Annotated in this window: 23 protein-coding genes and 1 pseudogene; all 24 read right to left on the reverse strand. The window is 60.9% G+C overall.

Translation table 11 applies throughout. The features are described from left to right. The coding region (locus LCF59_RS12890; RefSeq protein WP_292288019.1) for a proton-conducting transporter membrane subunit at positions 1-506 on the reverse strand (506 nt) is incomplete at its 3' end. Positions 507-518: 12 nt separating this feature from the next. Then, on the reverse strand, positions 519-2,063 hold the full coding sequence (locus LCF59_RS12895) for an NADH-quinone oxidoreductase subunit M (RefSeq protein WP_292288020.1): 1,545 nt from the start codon (positions 2,061-2,063) through the stop codon (positions 519-521). Then, positions 2,063-4,135, reverse strand: a complete 2,073-nt coding sequence (gene nuoL / locus LCF59_RS12900; protein ID WP_292288021.1) for an NADH-quinone oxidoreductase subunit L — start codon at positions 4,133-4,135, stop codon at positions 2,063-2,065. The genes LCF59_RS12895 and nuoL overlap by 1 nt, the downstream gene beginning before the upstream one ends. Positions 4,136-4,140: 5 nt before the next feature. Next, complete coding sequence (gene nuoK / locus LCF59_RS12905; RefSeq protein WP_292288022.1) at positions 4,141-4,446, reverse strand: NADH-quinone oxidoreductase subunit NuoK; 306 nt, start codon at positions 4,444-4,446, stop codon at positions 4,141-4,143. A gap of 129 nt (positions 4,447-4,575) precedes the next feature. Beyond that, positions 4,576-5,178 carry an NADH-quinone oxidoreductase subunit J gene (locus tag LCF59_RS12910; RefSeq protein ID WP_292288023.1) on the reverse strand — a complete coding sequence of 201 codons (603 nt, stop codon included), beginning with the start codon at positions 5,176-5,178 and terminating at the stop codon, positions 4,576-4,578. Beyond that, positions 5,175-5,585 (reverse strand): carboxymuconolactone decarboxylase family protein, encoded by a 411-nt coding sequence (locus LCF59_RS12915; RefSeq protein ID WP_292288024.1) that lies wholly within the window; start codon positions 5,583-5,585, stop codon positions 5,175-5,177. Before LCF59_RS12915 ends, LCF59_RS12910 begins: the two co-directional genes overlap by 4 nt. A gap of 49 nt (positions 5,586-5,634) precedes the next feature. Continuing rightward, the gene (gene nuoI / locus LCF59_RS12920) at positions 5,635-6,129 is read right to left on the reverse strand and encodes an NADH-quinone oxidoreductase subunit NuoI (RefSeq protein WP_292288025.1); all 495 of its coding nucleotides are present in this window, start codon (positions 6,127-6,129) and stop codon (positions 5,635-5,637) included. A gap of 11 nt (positions 6,130-6,140) precedes the next feature. Beyond that, positions 6,141-7,169: an NADH-quinone oxidoreductase subunit NuoH gene (gene nuoH, locus LCF59_RS12925; protein WP_292288026.1), complete on the reverse strand. Its 1,029-nt coding sequence runs from the start codon at positions 7,167-7,169 to the stop codon at positions 6,141-6,143. A 7-nt stretch (positions 7,170-7,176) separates the two neighbouring features. Continuing rightward, positions 7,177-7,578 carry a hypothetical protein gene (locus tag LCF59_RS12930; protein ID WP_292288027.1) on the reverse strand — a complete coding sequence of 134 codons (402 nt, stop codon included), beginning with the start codon at positions 7,576-7,578 and terminating at the stop codon, positions 7,177-7,179. Positions 7,579-7,583: 5 nt separating this feature from the next. Further along, the gene (gene nuoG / locus LCF59_RS12935) at positions 7,584-9,602 is read right to left on the reverse strand and encodes an NADH-quinone oxidoreductase subunit NuoG (protein ID WP_292288028.1); all 2,019 of its coding nucleotides are present in this window, start codon (positions 9,600-9,602) and stop codon (positions 7,584-7,586) included. A gap of 175 nt (positions 9,603-9,777) precedes the next feature. Continuing rightward, a complete protein-coding gene (locus tag LCF59_RS12940) occupies positions 9,778-10,173 on the reverse strand; it encodes a DUF5333 domain-containing protein (RefSeq protein WP_292288029.1) in 396 nt (131 codons plus the stop codon). An 80-nt stretch (positions 10,174-10,253) separates the two neighbouring features. After that, positions 10,254-10,586 carry a hypothetical protein gene (locus LCF59_RS12945; RefSeq protein ID WP_292288030.1) on the reverse strand — a complete coding sequence of 111 codons (333 nt, stop codon included), beginning with the start codon at positions 10,584-10,586 and terminating at the stop codon, positions 10,254-10,256. Between the two features lie 158 nt (positions 10,587-10,744). Beyond that, positions 10,745-12,043 carry an NADH-quinone oxidoreductase subunit NuoF gene (gene nuoF, locus LCF59_RS12950; protein WP_292288031.1) on the reverse strand — a complete coding sequence of 433 codons (1,299 nt, stop codon included), beginning with the start codon at positions 12,041-12,043 and terminating at the stop codon, positions 10,745-10,747. Between the two features lie 3 nt (positions 12,044-12,046). Further along, entirely contained in the window at positions 12,047-12,268 is a 222-nt protein-coding gene (locus LCF59_RS12955) for a DUF5337 domain-containing protein (RefSeq protein ID WP_292288032.1), read from the reverse strand. Between the two features lie 17 nt (positions 12,269-12,285). Next, entirely contained in the window at positions 12,286-13,170 is an 885-nt protein-coding gene (locus LCF59_RS12960) for an endonuclease (protein ID WP_292288033.1), read from the reverse strand. 28 nt (positions 13,171-13,198) lie between these two features. Next, positions 13,199-14,452 (reverse strand): NADH-quinone oxidoreductase subunit E, encoded by a 1,254-nt coding sequence (locus LCF59_RS12965; RefSeq protein ID WP_292288034.1) that lies wholly within the window; start codon positions 14,450-14,452, stop codon positions 13,199-13,201. A 177-nt stretch (positions 14,453-14,629) separates the two neighbouring features. Continuing rightward, entirely contained in the window at positions 14,630-14,917 is a 288-nt protein-coding gene (locus tag LCF59_RS12970) for a hypothetical protein (RefSeq protein WP_292288035.1), read from the reverse strand. Beyond that, the gene (locus LCF59_RS12975; RefSeq protein ID WP_292288085.1) at positions 14,914-16,143 is read right to left on the reverse strand and encodes an NADH-quinone oxidoreductase subunit D; all 1,230 of its coding nucleotides are present in this window, start codon (positions 16,141-16,143) and stop codon (positions 14,914-14,916) included. Before LCF59_RS12975 ends, LCF59_RS12970 begins: the two co-directional genes overlap by 4 nt. Positions 16,144-16,145: 2 nt before the next feature. Further along, on the reverse strand, positions 16,146-16,319 hold the full coding sequence (locus LCF59_RS12980; RefSeq protein WP_292288036.1) for a hypothetical protein: 174 nt from the start codon (positions 16,317-16,319) through the stop codon (positions 16,146-16,148). Then, positions 16,319-16,930, reverse strand: a complete 612-nt coding sequence (locus tag LCF59_RS12985; protein ID WP_292288037.1) for an NADH-quinone oxidoreductase subunit C — start codon at positions 16,928-16,930, stop codon at positions 16,319-16,321. The genes LCF59_RS12980 and LCF59_RS12985 overlap by 1 nt, the downstream gene beginning before the upstream one ends. After that, entirely contained in the window at positions 16,927-17,556 is a 630-nt protein-coding gene (locus LCF59_RS12990; protein WP_292288038.1) for an NADH-quinone oxidoreductase subunit B family protein, read from the reverse strand. Before LCF59_RS12990 ends, LCF59_RS12985 begins: the two co-directional genes overlap by 4 nt. Continuing rightward, entirely contained in the window at positions 17,547-17,912 is a 366-nt protein-coding gene (locus tag LCF59_RS12995) for an NADH-quinone oxidoreductase subunit A (RefSeq protein ID WP_292288039.1), read from the reverse strand. Before LCF59_RS12995 ends, LCF59_RS12990 begins: the two co-directional genes overlap by 10 nt. A 377-nt stretch (positions 17,913-18,289) precedes the next feature. Then, positions 18,290-18,661: a hypothetical protein gene (locus LCF59_RS13000; RefSeq protein WP_292288040.1), complete on the reverse strand. Its 372-nt coding sequence runs from the start codon at positions 18,659-18,661 to the stop codon at positions 18,290-18,292. A 125-nt stretch (positions 18,662-18,786) separates the two neighbouring features. Then, positions 18,787-19,152, reverse strand: a pseudogene (locus LCF59_RS13005) (hydroxymethylglutaryl-CoA lyase); the annotation flags it as partial. Positions 19,153-19,174 lie beyond the last annotated feature (22 nt).

The following is a 19,174-nucleotide window of genomic DNA, read 5'->3' on the forward strand; positions in this document are numbered from 1 at the left end:
CCCGAGGACAGCGCGCCCAGCACGAAATACTTGAGCCCCGCCTCGGTCGATTTCAGGCTGTCCCGCCGCAGCGACGCCACGACATAGAGCGCCAGGGATTGCAGTTCGAGCCCCATATAAAGCGACATCAGATCGCCGGCGCTGACCATCATCATCATGCCGACAACGGCGAGCGCGATCAAAAGCGGGTATTCGAACCGCAACAAGCCGCGCCGCGTCATGTAGGTTTCCGACATCAGCAAGACCGCCGCTGCAGACGCCAGGATCGCCACCTTGGCAAAGCGCGCGAACGCGTCATCGACAAACATGCCGTTGAACGCCACGTTGGTCCCCGCGCCGGTCAGCCCGATCCACAGCGCAAGGGCCAGGAACAGACCGCTTGTCAACCAGACCAGCAATGATGCGGCCCCGTCCTTGACGGTATAGACCGCGCCCATCAGGGCCGCCATGGCATAGAGCGCCAGAACGATCTCCGGCAGGATGATACCCAGATCAGCCGAGAGCATAGCCTCGCCCCCTTATTCGTTATGCGCGACCTGCGTGGCGAGATCCGCCTCCGCAAGCGCGACTTGATAATTGGACACAAGAGCCTCGACCGACGGTCCGATCGTGTCGAGGATCGGGGCCGGATACACGCCGAACAGGATCGTGGCCACCACCAGCGGTGCAAAGATCGCCCGCTCGCGGCCCGTCATGTCGGTGATGGTCTTCAGGCTTTCCTTGATCAGGTCGCCCAGCACCACCCGGCGATACAGCCAGAGCGCATAGGCCGCAGACAGGATCACACCCGTCGTGGCGACCATGGCGACCCATGTGTTGACCTGGAAAACCCCAACCAGCGTCAGGAATTCCCCGATAAAGCCCGAGGTGCCGGGCAAGCCGACATTCGCCATGGTGAACAGCATGAAGATCAGCGCATAGGCCGGCATCCGGTTCACGAGGCCGCCATAGGCGTCGATCTCGCGCGTGTGCATCCGGTCGTAGATGACACCGACGCACAGGAACAGCGCCCCCGAGATGAAGCCATGACTGATCATCTGGAAGATCGCGCCGTCGATGCCCTGCTGGTTGGCGGCGAAAATCCCCATTGTCACGTAGCCCATATGCGCCACCGACGAATAGGCGATCAGCTTTTTCATGTCCTCCTGCACCAACGCAACAAGCGAGGTATAGACGATGGCGATGACGCTCATCCACAGGATCAGCGGTGTCATCACATCCGCCCCCACCGGGAACATCGGCAGGCTGAACCGAAGGAACCCGTAGCCCCCCATCTTCAACAGGATGGCGGCCAGAACCACCGATCCGGCGGTGGGCGCCTGGACGTGCGCGTCGGGCAGCCATGTATGCACCGGCCACATCGGCATTTTCACCGCGAAAGAGGCGAAAAAGGCGATGAACATCAAGGTCTGCAAGCCGCCGACGATCTGCACCCCAAGTATGCTGAAGGTCTCGGATCCGAACTGGTGCAGCATCAACTGTTCGATATCCGTGGTGCCCGCCTCCGAGAACATGCCAACCATCGCGACCAGCATCAGCACCGATCCAAGAAAGGTATAGAGGAAGAACTTGAACGAGGCGTAAATGCGGTTCTTGCCGCCCCAGATGCCGATGATCAGGAACATCGGGATCAGCCCGGCTTCGAAGAACAGGTAGAACAGCACCAGGTCCAGCGCCATGAACACACCCAACATGAGTGTTTCCAGCAGCAGGAAGGCGATCATGTATTCCTTGACCCGCGTGTTCACGTCCCAGCTTGCCGCGATCACCAGCGGCATCATGAAGGTCGTGAGCATGACGAACAGCACCGATATGCCATCAACACCCATCTTGTATTGCAGACCCAGCAACCAGTCCGCCTGCTCGACCATCTGGAAGCCGGTGTTTTGTGGATCGAACTGGAACAGGACGAACAGCGAAATCAGGAAAGTTGCGCTGGTCGCGATCAGCGACAGCCACTTCGCGTTGCGGTTTGCCGCGGCATCGTCACCGCGCAGAAAAGCCATCAGGATCAGCGCCGCAAGCGCCGGCAGGAACGTCACAATGGAAAGAAGGTTGTCCATCAGTTTACCCCTCCGCTGAGCGTCATCCAGGTGATGAGGGCCGCAATGCCCACGACCATGAAAAAGGCATATGTGAAGATATACCCGGATTGCGCCCGCCCGGCGAGGCGCGTCAGCATCGGGATAAAGCCCATCGCGACCCCGTTGATCGATCCATCGATCACGTTGCCATCACCGCGCTTCCACAAGAGACGCCCGAGGCCGCGCGCCGGTTGCACGAAGATGAAGTTGTAGATCTCGTCGAAATACCACTTGTTCAGCAGGAATTCGTAAAGCGGACGCTGGCTTTCGGACAGCCGCTTGGGAAGGGATGGATCGCGGATATAGAACACCCACGCCGTGCCAAGGCCGATCAGCATTGCGATGAACGGGCTCAGCTTGACCCATGTCGGCACGTAATGCGCTTCGTGCAGGACCGTATTTTCCGGCGCGATATAGATCGCCGCCTCGCCCGGTGCGCTTTCCATGACGTAGTGGAGTTCCGACGCTTTCGGGCTGCGCTCGGCGACCTGTTCGACCAGCTCTGCCGTGGGCGCGCCATAGGCGCCGCCGAAGAAGCTCACGACCTCGTTCACTTTGCCGAAGAAACTCGAATACCAGATCGCACCGGCCAGGATCGACCCGACCGCCAGAACGCCCAGCGGGACCAGCATGATCGTCGGGGATTCATGGGCATGCTCATGGGTGTGCTTGTTGCCCCGCGGCTTGCCATAGAAGGTCAGGAACATCAGGCGCCAGGAATAGAAGCTGGTGAACAGCGCCGCGATGACCAGCATCCAGAAGGCATAGCCGCCGGCCGATCCGACATAGGCTGATTCGATCACCGCATCTTTCGATGCGAACCCGGCAAAGCCGATCCATCCGGTCAGCGGGATACCGACCCCGGTGATGGCCAGCGTGCCGATCATCATCGCCCAGAAGGTATAGGGCACCTTCTTGCGCAAACCGCCATAGTTCCGCATGTCCTGCTCGTGATGCATCGCGTGGATCACCGATCCCGCGCCAAGAAACAGCATCGCCTTGAAAAAGGCGTGCGTGAACAGGTGGAACATCGCAACCGAATAGACACCAACCCCGGCAGCCACGAACATGTATCCAAGCTGCGACATGGTTGAATAGGCGATCACGCGCTTGATATCGTTTTGCACCAGCCCGATGGTCGCCGCGACAAAGGCCGTGCTCGCCCCGAGAAAGGTGACAAACGCCATCGCCTCTGGGGCGAATTCCATGATCGGCGACATCCGACAGATAAGGAACACACCCGCCGTCACCATCGTCGCCGCGTGGATCAGCGCCGACACGGGCGTCGGGCCTTCCATCGCGTCGGGCAGCCATGTGTGCAGGAAAAGCTGTGCCGATTTGCCCATCGCGCCGATAAACAGAAGGAAGGCGATCAGGTTGGCCGCGTTCCATTCGGTCCAGAGAAATGTCAGCTGGGTTTCCGCCAGCGTCGACGCCGCATTGAAAATATCTTCAAACCGGACGCTGTCCACCAGGAAGAACAGCGCGAATATCCCCAGCGCAAAGCCGAAATCGCCAACCCGGTTGACCACGAACGCCTTGATCGCGGCCGCATTGGCGCTCGGCTTGCGATAGTAGAACCCGATCAACAGGTAGGATGCCACCCCCACGCCCTCCCAGCCGAAGAACATCTGAACAAGGTTGTCCGATGTCACGAGCATCAGCATGGCGAAGGTGAAGAACGACAGATAGGCGAAGAACCGTGGGCGATAGACCTCGCCTTCGCGGAAATTCTCGTCATGCGCCATGTAGCCAAAGGAATAGAGGTGCACCAGCGCGGAGACGGTCGTCACAACGATCAGCATGATCGCGGTCAGCCGGTCCAGCCGGATCGCCCATTCGGTGCTCAGCGTGCCGGACTCGATCCAGCGCAGGATGTTGATGGTCTCGGTGACGCCGTCATGCGCCAGGAACACGATCCACGAAAGCAGGCAGGCCAAGAACAACAGGCCGGTCGAGACCCATTGCGCCGCAGTCTCGCCGATGAACTTCCAACCGAAGCCGCAAATGAGCGATCCGACCAACGGAGAAAACAGGATAAGCGTTTCCATGATCGTCAGCCCTTCATCACGTTGACGTCTTCAACCGCGATGGAGCCACGGTTGCGGAAGAAACAGACGAGGATTGCCAGCCCGATGGCCGCTTCGGCCGCAGCGACCGTCAGCACGAACAGGGTGAACACCTGCCCCACAAGGTCGTTCAGGAAGCTCGAAAACGCGACGAGGTTGATGTTCACCGCCAGAAGCATCAACTCGACGCTCATCAGCAGGATGATCACGTTCTTTCGGTTCAGAAACAGCCCGAAAATGCCCGTAACGAACAGCACCGCTGCCACTGTCAGGTAATGCTCAAGTCCTATCATCACGTCCCCCGGGGCCTTTTGCCCTCTGGTTCTTTACTTTGGTTAAGAAACGGTGAATCCGTCCTCGTAACCCTTTGAAGTCTCACGTCTCGCACGGTGTCCCATGCATGGGACACCTGTCTGGCACGGTCACAGCCCCTGCCCCGGCTTCACGTCTTTCAGTTCCATCGCCTTGGCCGGATCGCGATACATCTGCGCCAGCACGTTCTGCCGCTTCACGTCCGACCGGTGCCGCAATGTGAGCACGATCGCCCCGATCATCGCCACCAGCAGGATCAGGCCCGCAAGCTGGAACAGCAGGAAGTATTGATCATAAAGGATCAGCCCCAAGGCTTCGGTATTGTGCCGGTCCACCGGCGCCACCTGCGCCCGCAGCCCTTCCGCGGCCGCGTTGGATTCCCACGCTCCAAAGGCAATCGCGAACTGCATCAGGATGATCACCCCGAACAACAGCGCCAGCGGCATGTAGCGCGCCATCTCCGCCTTGAGCTGCGAAAAGTCCACGTCGAGCATCATCACGACAAACAGGAACAGCACCGCCACCGCGCCGACATAGACGATCACCAGAAGCATCGCGACGAATTCGGCCCCCAGAAGCACGAACAACCCTGCGGAAGACAGGAAAGCCAGGATGAGCCACAACACAGAATGCACCGGGTTTCGGCTGATCACGGTGAACAACCCGCCCGCAATCGTGCTGATCGCAAAGAGATAGAAAGCAAAGACGCTCATGTCTCGTCATCCTTTTTGTCATCTTCCATCACCTCGCGCGCGAGCTCCATGGCGCGGGTCATGGCCGGAATACCCGCGAACATCGACATCTGGGCGATGGTCTCGGCAACCTCGTCCGACGTGGCCCCCGCCTCGATCGCGTGGCGCACCGTCAGGCGAAACTGCGTATCGGCCTGCGCACCCTGCATCGTCAGTCCTGCAATCGTCAGCAAAAGCCGCGTCTTGGCGTCCAGACCCTGCTTGCTCAGACCCTTGCCGAACCACATCTCCATGGTGTCTTTCGGCATGGTTGGCCACATCTTTTCGTATCCCTTGGGATCAAAAGACGACAGCGCCGGGTTGAAAGCCTTGGCCATCTCCTGCGCCTGCTCCATCATCAGCTCGAACGGCGACTTCGATGCGCTCATGACGCACCTCGCAGATCCGGGACCGTGGGATATTCCGGGTGTGCAGACATCATCGGTACGGCGCATCCAGTTCGAGGTTCTGGGCAATCTCGGCTTCCCAGCGGTCGCCATTGTCCAGCAGCTTCGCCTTGTCGTAGTACAGCTCTTCCCGCGTTTCCGTCGAAAATTCGAAGTTCGGCCCCTCTACGATCGCGTCCACCGGGCAGGCCTCCTCGCAGAAGCCACAATAGATGCATTTCGTCATGTCGATGTCATAGCGCGTCGTGCGGCGCGACCCGTCATCGCGGGGTTCAGCGTCGATGGTGATCGCCTGTGCCGGGCAGATCGCTTCACACAGCTTGCAGGCGATGCAACGTTCCTCGCCGTTGGGATAACGGCGCAGCGCGTGCTCACCCCGAAACCGGGGCGACAGGTAACCCTTTTCATGCGGATAGTTCAGCGTCGCCTTCGGACCGAAGAAATACCGCAGGCCGAGCTTCATGCCCTGAAAGAAGTCTTGCAGCAGGAAATACTTCGCGGCGCGTCCGTAATCGATCTGCGTCATGTCAGCTCTCCTTATACCCAGCGCGCGAATGCGCCCCAGAACCAGTCGAATTTCGCCGCGAAGGCCACGAAGACCACCCAGACCAGGCTGAACGGCAGGAACACTTTCCATCCCAGCCGCATCAGTTGGTCATAGCGGTAGCGCGGGGTGATCGCCTTGACCATCGCGAAGAGGAAAAAGAAGAACGCCATCTTGCCGACCATCCACAGCGCGCCATCCGGCAGGCCGGGGATCGGCGACAGCCAGCCGCCGAAGAACAGCAAAGACATCAGCGCGCACATCAGGAAGATCGCGATGTATTCGCCGGCCATGAACAGCAGGAACGGCGTCGAGGAGTATTCCACCTGGTAGCCCGCCACCAATTCGGACTCCGCTTCGGGAAGATCAAAGGGCGGACGGTTGGTTTCGGCCAATGCCGAGATGAAGAACAGGAAGACCATCGGGAAATGCGGCAGCCAGTACCAGTTGAAAAAGCCGAAAGCGCCATCCTGCGCGCGCACGATCTCGCCGAAATTCAACGATCCGGTGGAAATGATGATGCCGATGATGATCAGGCCCAGCGATACCTCGTAGGAAATCATCTGCGCCGCCGACCGCAAAGACCCGAGGAACGGGTATTTGGAGTTGGACGCCCATCCGCCCATGATCACACCGTACACCTCGAGCGAGGAAATCGCGAAGACGTAGAGGATGGCCACGTTGATGTCGGCCAGCACCCACGTGTCGTTGAACGGAATCACCGCCCAGAGCATCACCGCCAGCACGAAGGACGACAGCGGCGCCAGCATGAAGACCGGCTTGTCGGCCCCGGCGGGCACGACGACCTCTTTCACGACGTATTTCAATGCATCCGCCACCGTTTGCAGCAGCCCGTAGGCGCCCACGACATTGGGTCCGCGCCGCATCTGGACGGCCGCCCAGATTTTCCGGTCGCCATAGACGAGGAACAAAAGGCTGACCATCACGAACCCCAGTACCGCAAGGCACTGTGCCACGATGATCACGCCGATCCCGGCAGTTGTCGTAAAGAAATCAGCCATCACGTCCTCAAACCATCGGTATTCCGTTTTCAGCGCAAGAGGCGGACACGACTTCGGCGTCGATGGTCCGCACCCCGCGTGGCAGCGCCGGCGAGATGGTGTAAACCGCATCTCCTCGCCAGAGGCCAGCCTCTTCGTCAACTTTTGTGCGCAAATGACGCGCAAAACCATACCCGCGGATCAGCGCATATTGCGCTGCGGCACATTCGGCATAATCCTCGACGTCGGAGGCATCCCGCGCGCCGTACATGGCGACCTTGAACCGCACCAGACCGTCCTCCAGAAGCGCCGTGTCCACCCCTTCGTAGACCGGCTTGACCCGTCCCGCCTCGGGGTCCGCAGCGTCACATCCCGACAGACCGCCGACCATCGCCAAGGCGACCGGAGTTATGCCCGCGATGTGGCGCATCCGGCTCACTCCGCGGCGATCTTCGTGTCCTTGCGGGATTTCACACCCGCCGACAGTTCGGCCATCAGCGTGCTCGCCCGCGCGATCGGGTTTGTCAGGTAGAAATCCTGCACCGCGTTGCGAAAATCCGCTTGCCCCAGCTTGCCCGCCGACTCGGCCTGCCATGCGTTCTCGGGCACCGTGTCGATCTTGGCCAGATGCGGCACATCTGCCACCAGTGCGCGACGCAGCTGCGCCAGGCTGTCAAAGGGCAGCGTTGCGCCCAGCTCGGCGGACAGAGCCCGCAGGATCGCCCAGTTTTCCTTGGCCTCGCCCGGGGCAAAGCCGGCACGCAACGCCAGTTGCGGGCGTCCTTCGGTGTTCACGAACAGGCCTTGTTCCTCAGTATAGGCGGCACCCGGCAGGATGATGTCGGCGCGATGCGCACCTCTGTCACCGTGACTGCCCTGGTAGATGACGAACGGGCCATCCGCGATGTCCACTTCATCCGCCCCAAGGTTGTAGATCACCTCGGCACCCTCGATGGCAGCGTCAAGCCCGCCTTCCGTGGTGCACCCGGCATCCATCGCGCCGACGCGGCCCGCAGCCGTGTGCAGGACCAAAAGCTTGCCGCCGGATTTTTCGCAAATTGCCTGCACCTGCGCCAAGACGGCTGCGCCATCGGCTTCGCGCAGGGCGCCCTGACCCACGATCACGATGCTGGCCTTGTCTTGCAGATCGGACATATCCAGATCCGCCATATGCTCAAGCGCCGCGCGCCCGGTGCCCATATGCTCATAGTTGTAGGTCAGGTCTGCAGCCTCTCCGACGACCGTGACATCCGCGCCCGCGGCCCAGGCCTTGCGAATACGCGCGTTCAAAACCGGCGCTTCATCGCGCGGGTTGGTGCCGATCAGCAGAATCTTGTCCGCCGTGTCGATCTCTTCAATCGTCGCCGTGCCGACATAGCCGGACCGGTTGCCTGCGGGCAGTTTGGCCCCGTCTGTGCGGCATTCGACATGACCGCCCTGGGCTTCGATCAGGTGCTTGAGGGCGTAACCCGCTTCGGTCGGCACGAGATCCCCGACCAGCCCGGCCAGTTTCCTGCCCTTCATCGCCTCGGCCGCCTTGGTCAGCGCCTCGGGCCATGTCGAGGGACGCAGCTTGCCGTTTTCACGCACGAAGGGTTTGTCGAGACGCTGACGGCGCAGACCGTCCCAGACGAAGCGCGTCTTGTCGGAAATCCACTCCTCGTTCACGCCGTCATGGTTCCGCGGCAGGAACCGCATGACCTCGCGACCCTTGGTGTCGACCCGGATGTTGGAACAAAGCGCATCCATTACGTCGATGGATTCGGTCTTGGTCAGCTCCCACGGGCGGGCTGTGAACGCATAGGGCTTCGACACCAGCGCGCCTACCGGGCAAAGATCGATGATGTTGCCCTGCAAGTTCGATTCGAGCGTTTCGCCAAGGTAGGACGTGATCTCTGCATCTTCTCCCCGGCCGGTCTGGCCCATCTGGCTGATGCCCGCGACCTCGGTGGTGAAGCGCACGCAGCGGGTGCAGGAAATGCAGCGCGTCATGTGGGTTTCAACCAATGGACCAAGGTCCAGATCCTCGACCGCGCGCTTTGGCTCGCGGAAGCGGCTGAAATCGACACCATAGGCCATCGCCTGGTCCTGAAGGTCGCATTCGCCGCCCTGATCGCAGATCGGGCAATCCAGCGGGTGGTTGATGAGCAGAAACTCCATCACCCCTTCACGCGCCTTCTTTACCATCGGGCTGTTGGTCTTGACGACAGGCGGCTCCCCGTCCTTGCCGGGACGCAAATCCTTGACCTGCATCGCGCAGCTTGCCGCGGGCTTGGGCGGGCCGCCCACAACCTCGACAAGACACATCCGGCAATTGCCCGCGATGGACAGGCGTTCGTGATAGCAGAATCGCGGGATTTCGATTCCGGCCTGTTCACAGGCCTGGATCAGCGTCATCCCGCCTTCGACTTCAATCTCGTTCCCATCGATGATGATCTTGCGAAAGTCAGACATGCCCAAGCTCTTTGTTCCCGTTTGGCTGGCGCAGTCGATGCCGTGGCAGAAAGGCTATCGGCTGACGTCGCTGGTGTTCTAACGTGACTTGAAAAGATAGGCCATAGTTTGCGCAAAAAAGAAGGCGGGAAATATCGACGCGGACCCGGCAATCGACCCGGCACCAATGCGCCTTTTATCTCAACAAACGCCCGATTGCGGTCTCGGCCGCGATCTGTTCCCTGCCGAAGCGGCACAACCCGGGACGATCATCAAGCGTAACGCCCTGACTGGCCAGGTAGCGTTCCGCCTTGGCTTTCATACGTGCCTTTTCGTCTTTCGAGGTCACGTAGGTTTCCACTTCCTCGTCCGAATAGCCCCTTTCGCGCGCCATCGACTTGAGCGCGTTCAGCGCTGAATAGGCCCGGATCAGGCGCGGATTGATATCTTCGCATGATTTGCGGATTGCATCGGCAATCGCCACCGTCATCACGCCATTGTCGATCTGTGCCACATCGCGCAATGGCGGCTTGGCCAAAGCCGCAGTGCCGGCCAGGACAGCCAGGCTCAGGAGGGGAACGAGGATACGCATCCGATAATCCAGAAATCTCTCATCACAGTGTGGGGGCCGCACGCGAGACCCTTCAAGGCGACAGCATGATTTGCCGCAGATTACGGCTCAACACAGCGCCCCGTCAGAACAACGGCATTGTCGCGTATCGTCAGTTCGCTGTCGTCGACATAAGGGCCGTTTTTCCAATCGACATCAGACGTGCCCAGATAGCCGATGCAATGTTGCACCGCCTGGAATTGCGCCGCCTGCCTTGAGCCTTCAAGGCTGACCGAGGCCGGACCTCCGGTCGCGACAAACGCGGCGCGATTTCCCCGTTCAGACTGCAAATCGCCGGTGAAGCGCGCGCCTTCAAAGGTGATCGTGTCGCGATCCGACGCTCCGCATCCCGCAAGAATCATCGATCCAAAGAGTGCTGCCCATGCTGCTTTCATGGTGGTAACCTTTTCCAATCGTGTCGGCACCTTGCGCGCAGAGCGACCGGGCTTGCAAGCCCTTGGGGCCAGCATCGCGATCAAACCCGGCGCATCGCCTGTCGAAGACCCTTGACCATCAATGTCCGAACTGCTGCGCCAACGGGCGTCGACGCGCCCTACTCCGCCGCCACGGCGCTTAGGCGACCCGCCCTCTGCATCTTGATCCGCTCCTCGATCTCGTCGCGGAAATTCTTGATCAGCCCCTGGATCGGCCAGGCCGCCGCATCGCCAAGCGCGCAGATCGTGTGGCCCTCGACCTGCTTGGTCACGTCGAACAGCATGTCGATCTCCTCGACCTCGGCCTCGCCGCGCACCAAACGGTCCATGACCCGCATCATCCAGCCGGTCCCTTCCCGGCAAGGGGTGCACTGGCCACAGCTTTCGTGCTTGTAGAACTTCGACAGCCGCCAGATCGCCTTGATGATGTCGGTATCCTTGTCCATCACGATCACCGCCGCCGTGCCAAGGCCCGATCCAAGCTCGCCACGCAGGTAATCGAAATCCATGATGGCGTCTTTCATGTTTTCGCCGCGCACACAGGGAACCGACGAGCCGCCCGGGATCACCGCCTTGAGATTATCCCAACCGCCGCGAATGCCGCCGCAATGCGTCTCGATCAACTCTTCGAAACTGATCGACATGGCCTCTTCGACAACACAGGGATTGTTCACATGGCCGGACACGGCAAAGAGCTTTGTCCCCGCGTTGTTCTGGCGACCGAACCCCGAGAACCATTCCGCCCCGCGGCGCAGGATCGTTGGCACCACGGCAATGGATTCTACGTTGTTGACCGTGGTCGGGCAGCCATAAAGCCCCGCGCCCGCAGGGAATGGCGGCTTCATGCGCGGCATGCCCTTTTTGCCCTCAAGCGATTCCAGAAGCGCGGTTTCCTCGCCGCAGATATAGGCGCCCGCGCCGTGGGTCAGGTAAAGATCGAAATCCCAGCCCGATCCGCTCGCGTTCTTGCCGATCAACCCGGCGTCATACGCCTCGTCGATGGCGGCTTGAAGCGCCTCTTTTTCACGGATGTATTCGCCCCGGATATAGATGTAGCAGGCGTGCGCCTGCATCGCGAAAGACGCGATCAGGCAGCCCTCGATCAGCGTGTGCGGATCATGCCGCATGATTTCCCGGTCCTTGCAGGTGCCCGGCTCGGATTCGTCGGCGTTCACCACAAGATAGGCCGGACGCCCATCGCTTTCCTTGGGCATGAACGACCATTTCAACCCCGTGGGAAACCCTGCACCGCCGCGCCCGCGCAGACCGGATTGTTTCATCTCGTCGACAATCCAGTCGCGGCCCTTTTCAATGAGCTTGGCCGTGCCATCCCAATGGCCGCGCGCCTGTGCCCCTTTGAGGGTCCGGTCGTGCATCCCGTAAATATTGGTAAAGATCCGGTCCTGATCGCTCAGCATTGCTCAATCCTTGTCATTCTGGCGGGCACGCCAGAGTTTGTATGTCATCCAAAGCCCTGCCCCGAACCCGGCCAGTGCAACCAGGTCAAATAGGGCGCGGGTGCGCTGGCTCCAGCCATATTGCGCCCCCAGGGCTGTCACCAGTATCCAGAAAAGCCCGATCCCGGCAATGAACAGCGCAACACGCTGGCCGGTCCGCGACTCCTCTGAACGCTGGCGTTTCATTCGATCCGGGCCCCGCGTCAGTACACGTCACCCTTGTCAACGCGCTTGGAAAACTCGGTATCCTCACCAGAGGCAAGGATCTTTGCTTGTTCCACCCAACCGTCGCGACTCACGCGGCCCTTGAACCCTTCGAGATTGGCATTCACCCATGCCACCTCGGCTTCGGTCCAATTGGCAATCTGGTCGAAGTGGAAAAAGCCCATTGAGTTCAAAAGCTTCTCAAGTTTCGGTCCGACACCTTTTATTTCCTTCAGGTTGTCCGGGCCACCTTCACGCGCCTCGGTCAAGGTCTCGGGTTTCGTCCCCTCGTTTTCCCCTTCGACCGTCCCGTCGCCATCGTAATCCTTGGCCGCGGGCTCCTTGGCTACGGGGGCTGATTTGTCCTCGGCGGCAGATGTCTCCGTCGAGCCAGCATCGCCTTCGTATTTCCATTCGCCCTTCCGGGCTGCGAGTTCATCCTGACCTTCAAGCTTGGTCGTCGGCTTGACCTGCGATCCCGCTTCGGCATCCGTGGTGGCGTCGGCCGTGCGCACATCGGGCTGCGCATCCGCAGCAGCCGGCGCGCTCGTGGCCGGGCTTTCAGGTGCGACCGCCGTGGACACAGGCGCAGCACTGGCAGCACTTTCAGCCGCCGGCGCGCTGCCCGTTGGCGCCGATGCAGATGTCTCCCGTGCACCGCTGCTATCGATGTTACCCGGCCCGCGCGGCGCAGGCAGATCGCGGCAGAACAGATACCCGAACAGCAGACCCAGTACCGCGAGGGTCACGACCCCCATGAAAATGGCTCCGATCCAACCCCAGTCGCCGATGATCAGCAAAAGGACCGTGGCAAGCAACCCGATCCCTGCGGCCAAAGCCCATGACCCCAGCTGGCAACTCATGCCGGAATTCTGTTGTTGCATTTGTACTCTCCCTGTCCGTGTTCAGATATTACTCGTCGTAAACATCGCCCTTTTTGACACGTGCAGAAAACTCCGTCTCGCCGCCCGAGGCAAGGGTCTTGGCTTGTTGAACCCAATTATCCCGCGAAACGCGGCCTTTGAACCCCTCAAGGTTCTGGTCGACCCAGGCGACTTCCTCGTCTGTCCAGCTTGCAATCTGGTCGAAATGATAAAAACCTAAGCGATTGCACATTTTTTCCAACTTCGGGCCAATCCCGCGGATCCGCTTCAGGTCATCGGCTTGTCCGTCGCGCGGCGCATCCAGTGTCGCAGGCCTGAGGCCGGGCGAGGCATGCGGGCCGGACCCGCCAGCCTTGGCAGGGTGCGCCTCGGCGCTGGCATCCGTGGGAGGTTTCGCCTTGGCCGCAACCTCCGGCGCTTCTCCGGGGGCTTCGGATGTCTTGTCGGACGCCTCCCCGACGTCGCGCGGCGCGGCGTCCTCCCCCTTGTCACGCCCACCTTGCGGACCGTCCGGCCCGGAAGGTGGCATCATCGCGTCGGGTCCCGGCTTGGGCGGCGTGGCCGCATTCGCAGCTTTGCCCTGCCAGGGGGCGGTCAACGGAACTTCGGTCCCGTCGATCCGCTTGACCGTGTCCCCCAGCTCTTGCGCCAAATGCACCGACGCGTTGTGCGTGTACGTGCCGGTTTGATACGCCGTCAGACTGGTCAGGCCGGACTTCGGCTCGGACGCGAAGCGCCCCGTCTGCGGGCCGGGAACCGGCACATCGCCTGCCACGAGCGCATCGAGAATTTCCGACAGCCGCTCTGCGGTCAGATCCTCGTAATAATCCTTGCCGATCTGTGCCATCGGCGCATTGGCACACGCGCCCAGGCACTCGACCTCTTCCCAGCTCAGCTTGCCATCTTCGGACAGCGTATGCGGCTTGGGCGCGATCTTTTCGCGGCAGACCGATATAAGGTCCTCGGCGCCGCAGATCATGCAGGACGTCGTGCCACACACCTGGATATTGGCAACGCTACCAACGGGTTGCAGTTGAAACATGAAGTAGAAAGAGGCGACTTCCAAGGCCCGCATATAGGCCATGTCCAGCATGTCCGCGACCGTCTCGATTGCCGGACGGCTCAGCCAGCCTTCCTGTTCCTGTGCGCGCCACAAAATCGGAATGATCGCGCTGGCCTGACGGCCTTCGGGATACTTGGTGATCTGCGCTTCGGCCCAGGCCTGGTTGGCATCGGTAAAGGCGAAAGCCTCGGGCTGTTCGGAATGTAGGCGTCTTTGCATATCAAGTCCTATTGCGTCATCACACAGACAACGGGTATATCGGAATGGCACCATCCGGACGCCCGCCCGCAGGCGCGTCCGGATGCACCGACGGCCACAGGCGTTGATCCCGCAGCCTATCCATCGAAAACAGTCGTGCAGCAACGGCCGGCGCGGCGGATATCACGTCACCCCGGATCATGCCGCAGCACAGGCTCCTGTCGTCAAGCGGATCCCGCCATTCGACAAACGCACAGCCTCTTCGGCGTTCAGCTTGTATTGCGCGGTTTCAAGCACCTGCTGGCGCGTCAACCCGGTCTGAAGTTCAACGGGCAGGTAATCGCTCTCGCCCACCAAGTCACAGCCGATCGACGCCACAGCCTCGTCGAACATGACCAGGTCTTCGGGCGTCACGCCCTCTGGCGGCAGTGCACAGGCGGCCAAAAGACCCGTGGCACCAAAGACCGAAAGTCCCCGGATCGTCATCGGTCAATTTCTCCGAACACGACATCCATCGTCCCGATGATCGCTGCCACATCGGCCAGCTGATGCCCGCTGGCCACGTGATCCATCGCCTGAAGGTGCAAGTATCCCGGCGCGCGCAGCTTGGCGCGGTAGGGTTTGTTGGTACCATCAGCCACGAGGTACACACCGAACTCGCCCTTCGGGGCCTCGACAGCGGCATAGACCTCGCCCTCGGGGACGTGGAACCCTTCGGTATAAAGTTTGAAATGATGGATCAATGCTTCCATCGACGTCTTCATCTCGGACCGCTTCGGCGGCGTGACCTTGCCCCGGGACAAAACGTCCCCCTGCCCGTCCGGAGCGCGCAGCTTGTCGATCGCCTGCTGCATGATCTTCACGCTTTCGCGCATCTCGGCCATCCGCACGAGATACCGGTCAAAGCAGTCGCCGTTCTTGCCGACCGGAATCCTGAAATCGAACTCATCATAGCATTCGTAGGGCTGTGAGCGGCGCAAATCCCAAGCCAGGCCCGACCCGCGCACCATCACGCCGGAAAAGCCCCAGTCCTTGATTTCCTCTTCGCTCACGACGCCGATATCGGCGTTCCGTTGCTTGAAAATCCGGTTCTCCGTCAGCAACCCGTCGATATCGTCGAGCACCTTTGGGAAGGTCCCGCACCATTCCTCAATGTCGTTGATCAGGTCCGCCGACAGGTCCTGGTGCACACCTCCGGGCCGGAAATATGCCGCGTGCAACCGCGCGCCACAGGCCCGTTCGTAGAAAACCATCAGCTTTTCACGCTCTTCGAAACCCCAAAGCGGCGGGGTGAGCGCGCCCACATCCATTGCCTGGGTCGTCACGTTTAGCAGGTGCGACAGGATACGTCCGATCTCGGAGTAGAGCACCCGGATCAGCGAAGCCCGACGCGGCACCTCGACGCCGGTCAGCCGTTCAATGGCCAGACACCAGGCATGTTCCTGGTTCATCGGTGCAACGTAATCCAGCCGGTCGAAATACGGCAGGTTCTGCAGGTAGGTCCGGCTTTCCATCAGCTTTTCGGTGCCACGATGCAGCAAGCCGATATGCGGATCGCAGCGCTCCACGATCTCGCCATCCAGCTCGAGAACCAGGCGCAAAACGCCGTGCGCTGCCGGGTGTTGCGGACCGAAGTTGATATTGAAGTTGCGGATGCTCTGTTCGCCAGAGACCGCGTCGATGCTGCCATCGTCGAATTTGGACCCGTCCATCATCAGCGTTTCTCCAATTCTTGCAGCTTCATCGCCATCACCCAGAGCAGAACCAGCGTCCCGACCGGGATCACCACGCCGAACGCCCAGTTCTTGTTAACCCCGAAATGGGGCAGGAGTTTCAACATCGGGACAAGCGTGGCGGCCGTGACGACCAGCCAGATGAAAAACCCCATCAGCCTGCCTTCTCGTCCTGCTTCTCGTCGCCCGGCAAAACGTACTCCGCGCCCTCCCAGGGCGACATGAAATCGAATTGCCGATATTCCTGCACAAGGCTCACCGGCTCATAGACCACGCGCTTTTTCTCTTCGTCATACCGCACCTCGGTATAACCCGTGGTCGGGAAATCCTTGCGCAACGGAAATCCGCGAAAGCCGTAATCGGTCAGAATGCGGCGCAGATCGGGGTGGCCGGTGAACAGGATGCCGAACATGTCGAACACCTCCCGCTCGAACCAATTGGCGCAGGGGTGAACCGCTGTCACCGACGGCACCATCTCGTCTTCTCGGATGCTGGACCGCACGCGCACGCGGTGGTTCTGATACATCGACAGAAAGTGATACACGACGTCGAACCGCTTGGGCCGCGCCGGGTAGTCCACTGCCGTGATATCCACCAGCGTCGAAAACTTGCAGGTCTGGTCGGTTTTCAGAAACTCGACAAACCCCGCGATATTCGACGGCGTCACCTCAATGTTCAATTCACCATGGGCAGCGTTCCAGGACAGCACGCAGTCCGGGCGCTTCAGCTCGATATGCTGGGCCAGTTCTTTCAGCGCGTCACTCATCGTACAATCGTCCCCGTCCGGCGGATCTTGCGTTGCAGCGCCATGATCCCGTATAACAGCGCTTCGGCGGTCGGCGGGCACCCCGGCACGTAAACATCAACCGGCACGATCCGGTCACAGCCACGCACCACCGAATAGCTGTAGTGGTAGTACCCGCCCCCGTTGGCACAGGACCCCATCGAAATCACGTAGCGCGGCTCGGGCATCTGGTCGTACACCTTGCGCAGTGCCGGGGCCATCTTGTTGGTCAAGGTGCCGGCAACGATCATCAGGTCCGACTGGCGCGGCGATGCACGCGGCGCGGTGCCAAACCGTTCCATGTCGTAGCGCGGCATCGAGGTGTGCATCATCTCGACGGCGCAGCAGGCCAGACCAAAGGTCATCCAGTGCAAGCTGCCGGTGCGCGCCCAGTTGATGATATCCTCGGTCGACGTCAGCAAAAAGCCCTTGTCGGACAGTTCGCGATTGAGCGTCTGCGTCGCCGCATCCCCGGCCAAATCGGGCTCATATGCTTCTCCCGGAGCGCGGGCAGATGGGCCCGACTTCACGCGCGGGCTTTGATTGCCGCCCATGCCCTGTGTGTCGGTGACGCGCGCGGCGTCTGTATCGGAATCGGTCACTCCCATTCGAGCGCTCCCTTCTTCCATTCATAAGCAAAGCCGATGGTAAGAACCGCGAGGAACACCATCATCGACCAAAAGCCCGTCATGCTGATATCCGAGAACGCGACCGCCCACGGGAACAGGAACGCAATTTCCAGATCGAAGATGATGAACAGGATCGACACTAGGTAGAACCGCACGTCGAACTTCATCCGCGCATCATCGAAGGCGTTGAACCCGCATTCATACGCAGACACCTTTTCGGGGTCCGGATTGCGCACTGCAACGATCACGGCGGCAAGGATAAGAACAAGGCCAAGCCCGATCGCGATGCCCAAAAAAACGAGGATTGGCAGGTATTCCCGCAACATGTCTTCCAAGACGAAGGCTCCTTATATGGTCACGCTGCATGGCGCGCCGTCAAGTGGCTAGGTTGACTTGAAAAGGGATGTACTCCCGACACCCGGCGGGGTCAACCGGGCTGCGCCTCTTGAAATCGCCGCAAAAAGCCATGCATTTCAGGCAAATGGCGTAAATTTTTCAGTAATTTCCGCCACATGCGGCAATCGGTCAGGCCTTTGGTGACGTGGCACGCCCGACATCACGAAATTCACGCAGCTGGCGGCTGCCCGACATGGGGCACCGAAGCCCCCATCTGCCACGGGGATCGCGAAACACCGCCAGCGTGCTGCGGTCTTCCTTCTGGCCGACGCATCACGTCCGAATGGCGGCTGTGTCAAACCGCGCACCCCTGCCGTCACGCGGTCATCACCACCAAGGCCATCGCTGTCATGACCAGGGTCACCGGTGCCCAAACCGCGCGTTCCGGCCTGGAGGGCGTGAGCAAGTTCAAGACTGCGGTCATCGCCTGAACCACGAAGGCCAGCCACCCTGTCCAGACCGGCCACCCCAAACCGGGGAACCCCGCGGCCGAAAGGATCGCGAGGGCGTTGAACAGCACAACAGGGACCGAGGTTGCCGCAACCAGTCGACCCGAGAGCGGCAAGGCACCCTCATGTTTGCCGCCCTGAGTATAGGCACCCAGCGGCGCGCCGGCGATCAAAGCAACCTCGAAGAAGACGATGGCCAGGCAGGTCGATGCGTAAAGATGTGCAATCTGGACGATCACGGCCAGCTCGGGCTGCGCTTGTCGAAGAACGCCGCCACGCCTTCGCGGGCCTCCTCCGATGTCCAGCGCTGTGTCCGCGCGTCAATCGCATGGTCCACGTGGGCCCGCGTCACCCGGCCGGTCTGCCCCCGCACCGGCAAATCCGCCGCTTGGGCGGCCTCGGACACGGGTGCGAACCGCTCCAGCCTCTCCGCGATCGACGCATTTATATCGACGCGCGAAAACCCGTCGGACGCCGACCCGAAAATTGCCACCCCGTCGGCCTTTGCAGCCATCGTCGCATCAAGCCCGCGCAGGTTCGGCGTCAAGGCGACACAGGACACGCCGGGCAGCCGTTTCGGCGAGACGAAACCCGCGCACTCGATTCGCCCAATGCCGGCTCCCGAGAGACAATCGACCAGGGCCACCTTCTCCGCCACCGGGATCAGCCGTGCCTCGGTCTGCAACCCGTCGCGCGGCCTTACCTCGAAACTCTCGACCCGATCCGGCACGCCGCGCTCTTGCGTCCCGGCT

Source organism: Marivita sp., from assembly GCF_020055675.1.
In the GTDB taxonomy this organism is placed as follows: Bacteria; Pseudomonadota; Alphaproteobacteria; order Rhodobacterales; family Rhodobacteraceae; genus Marivita.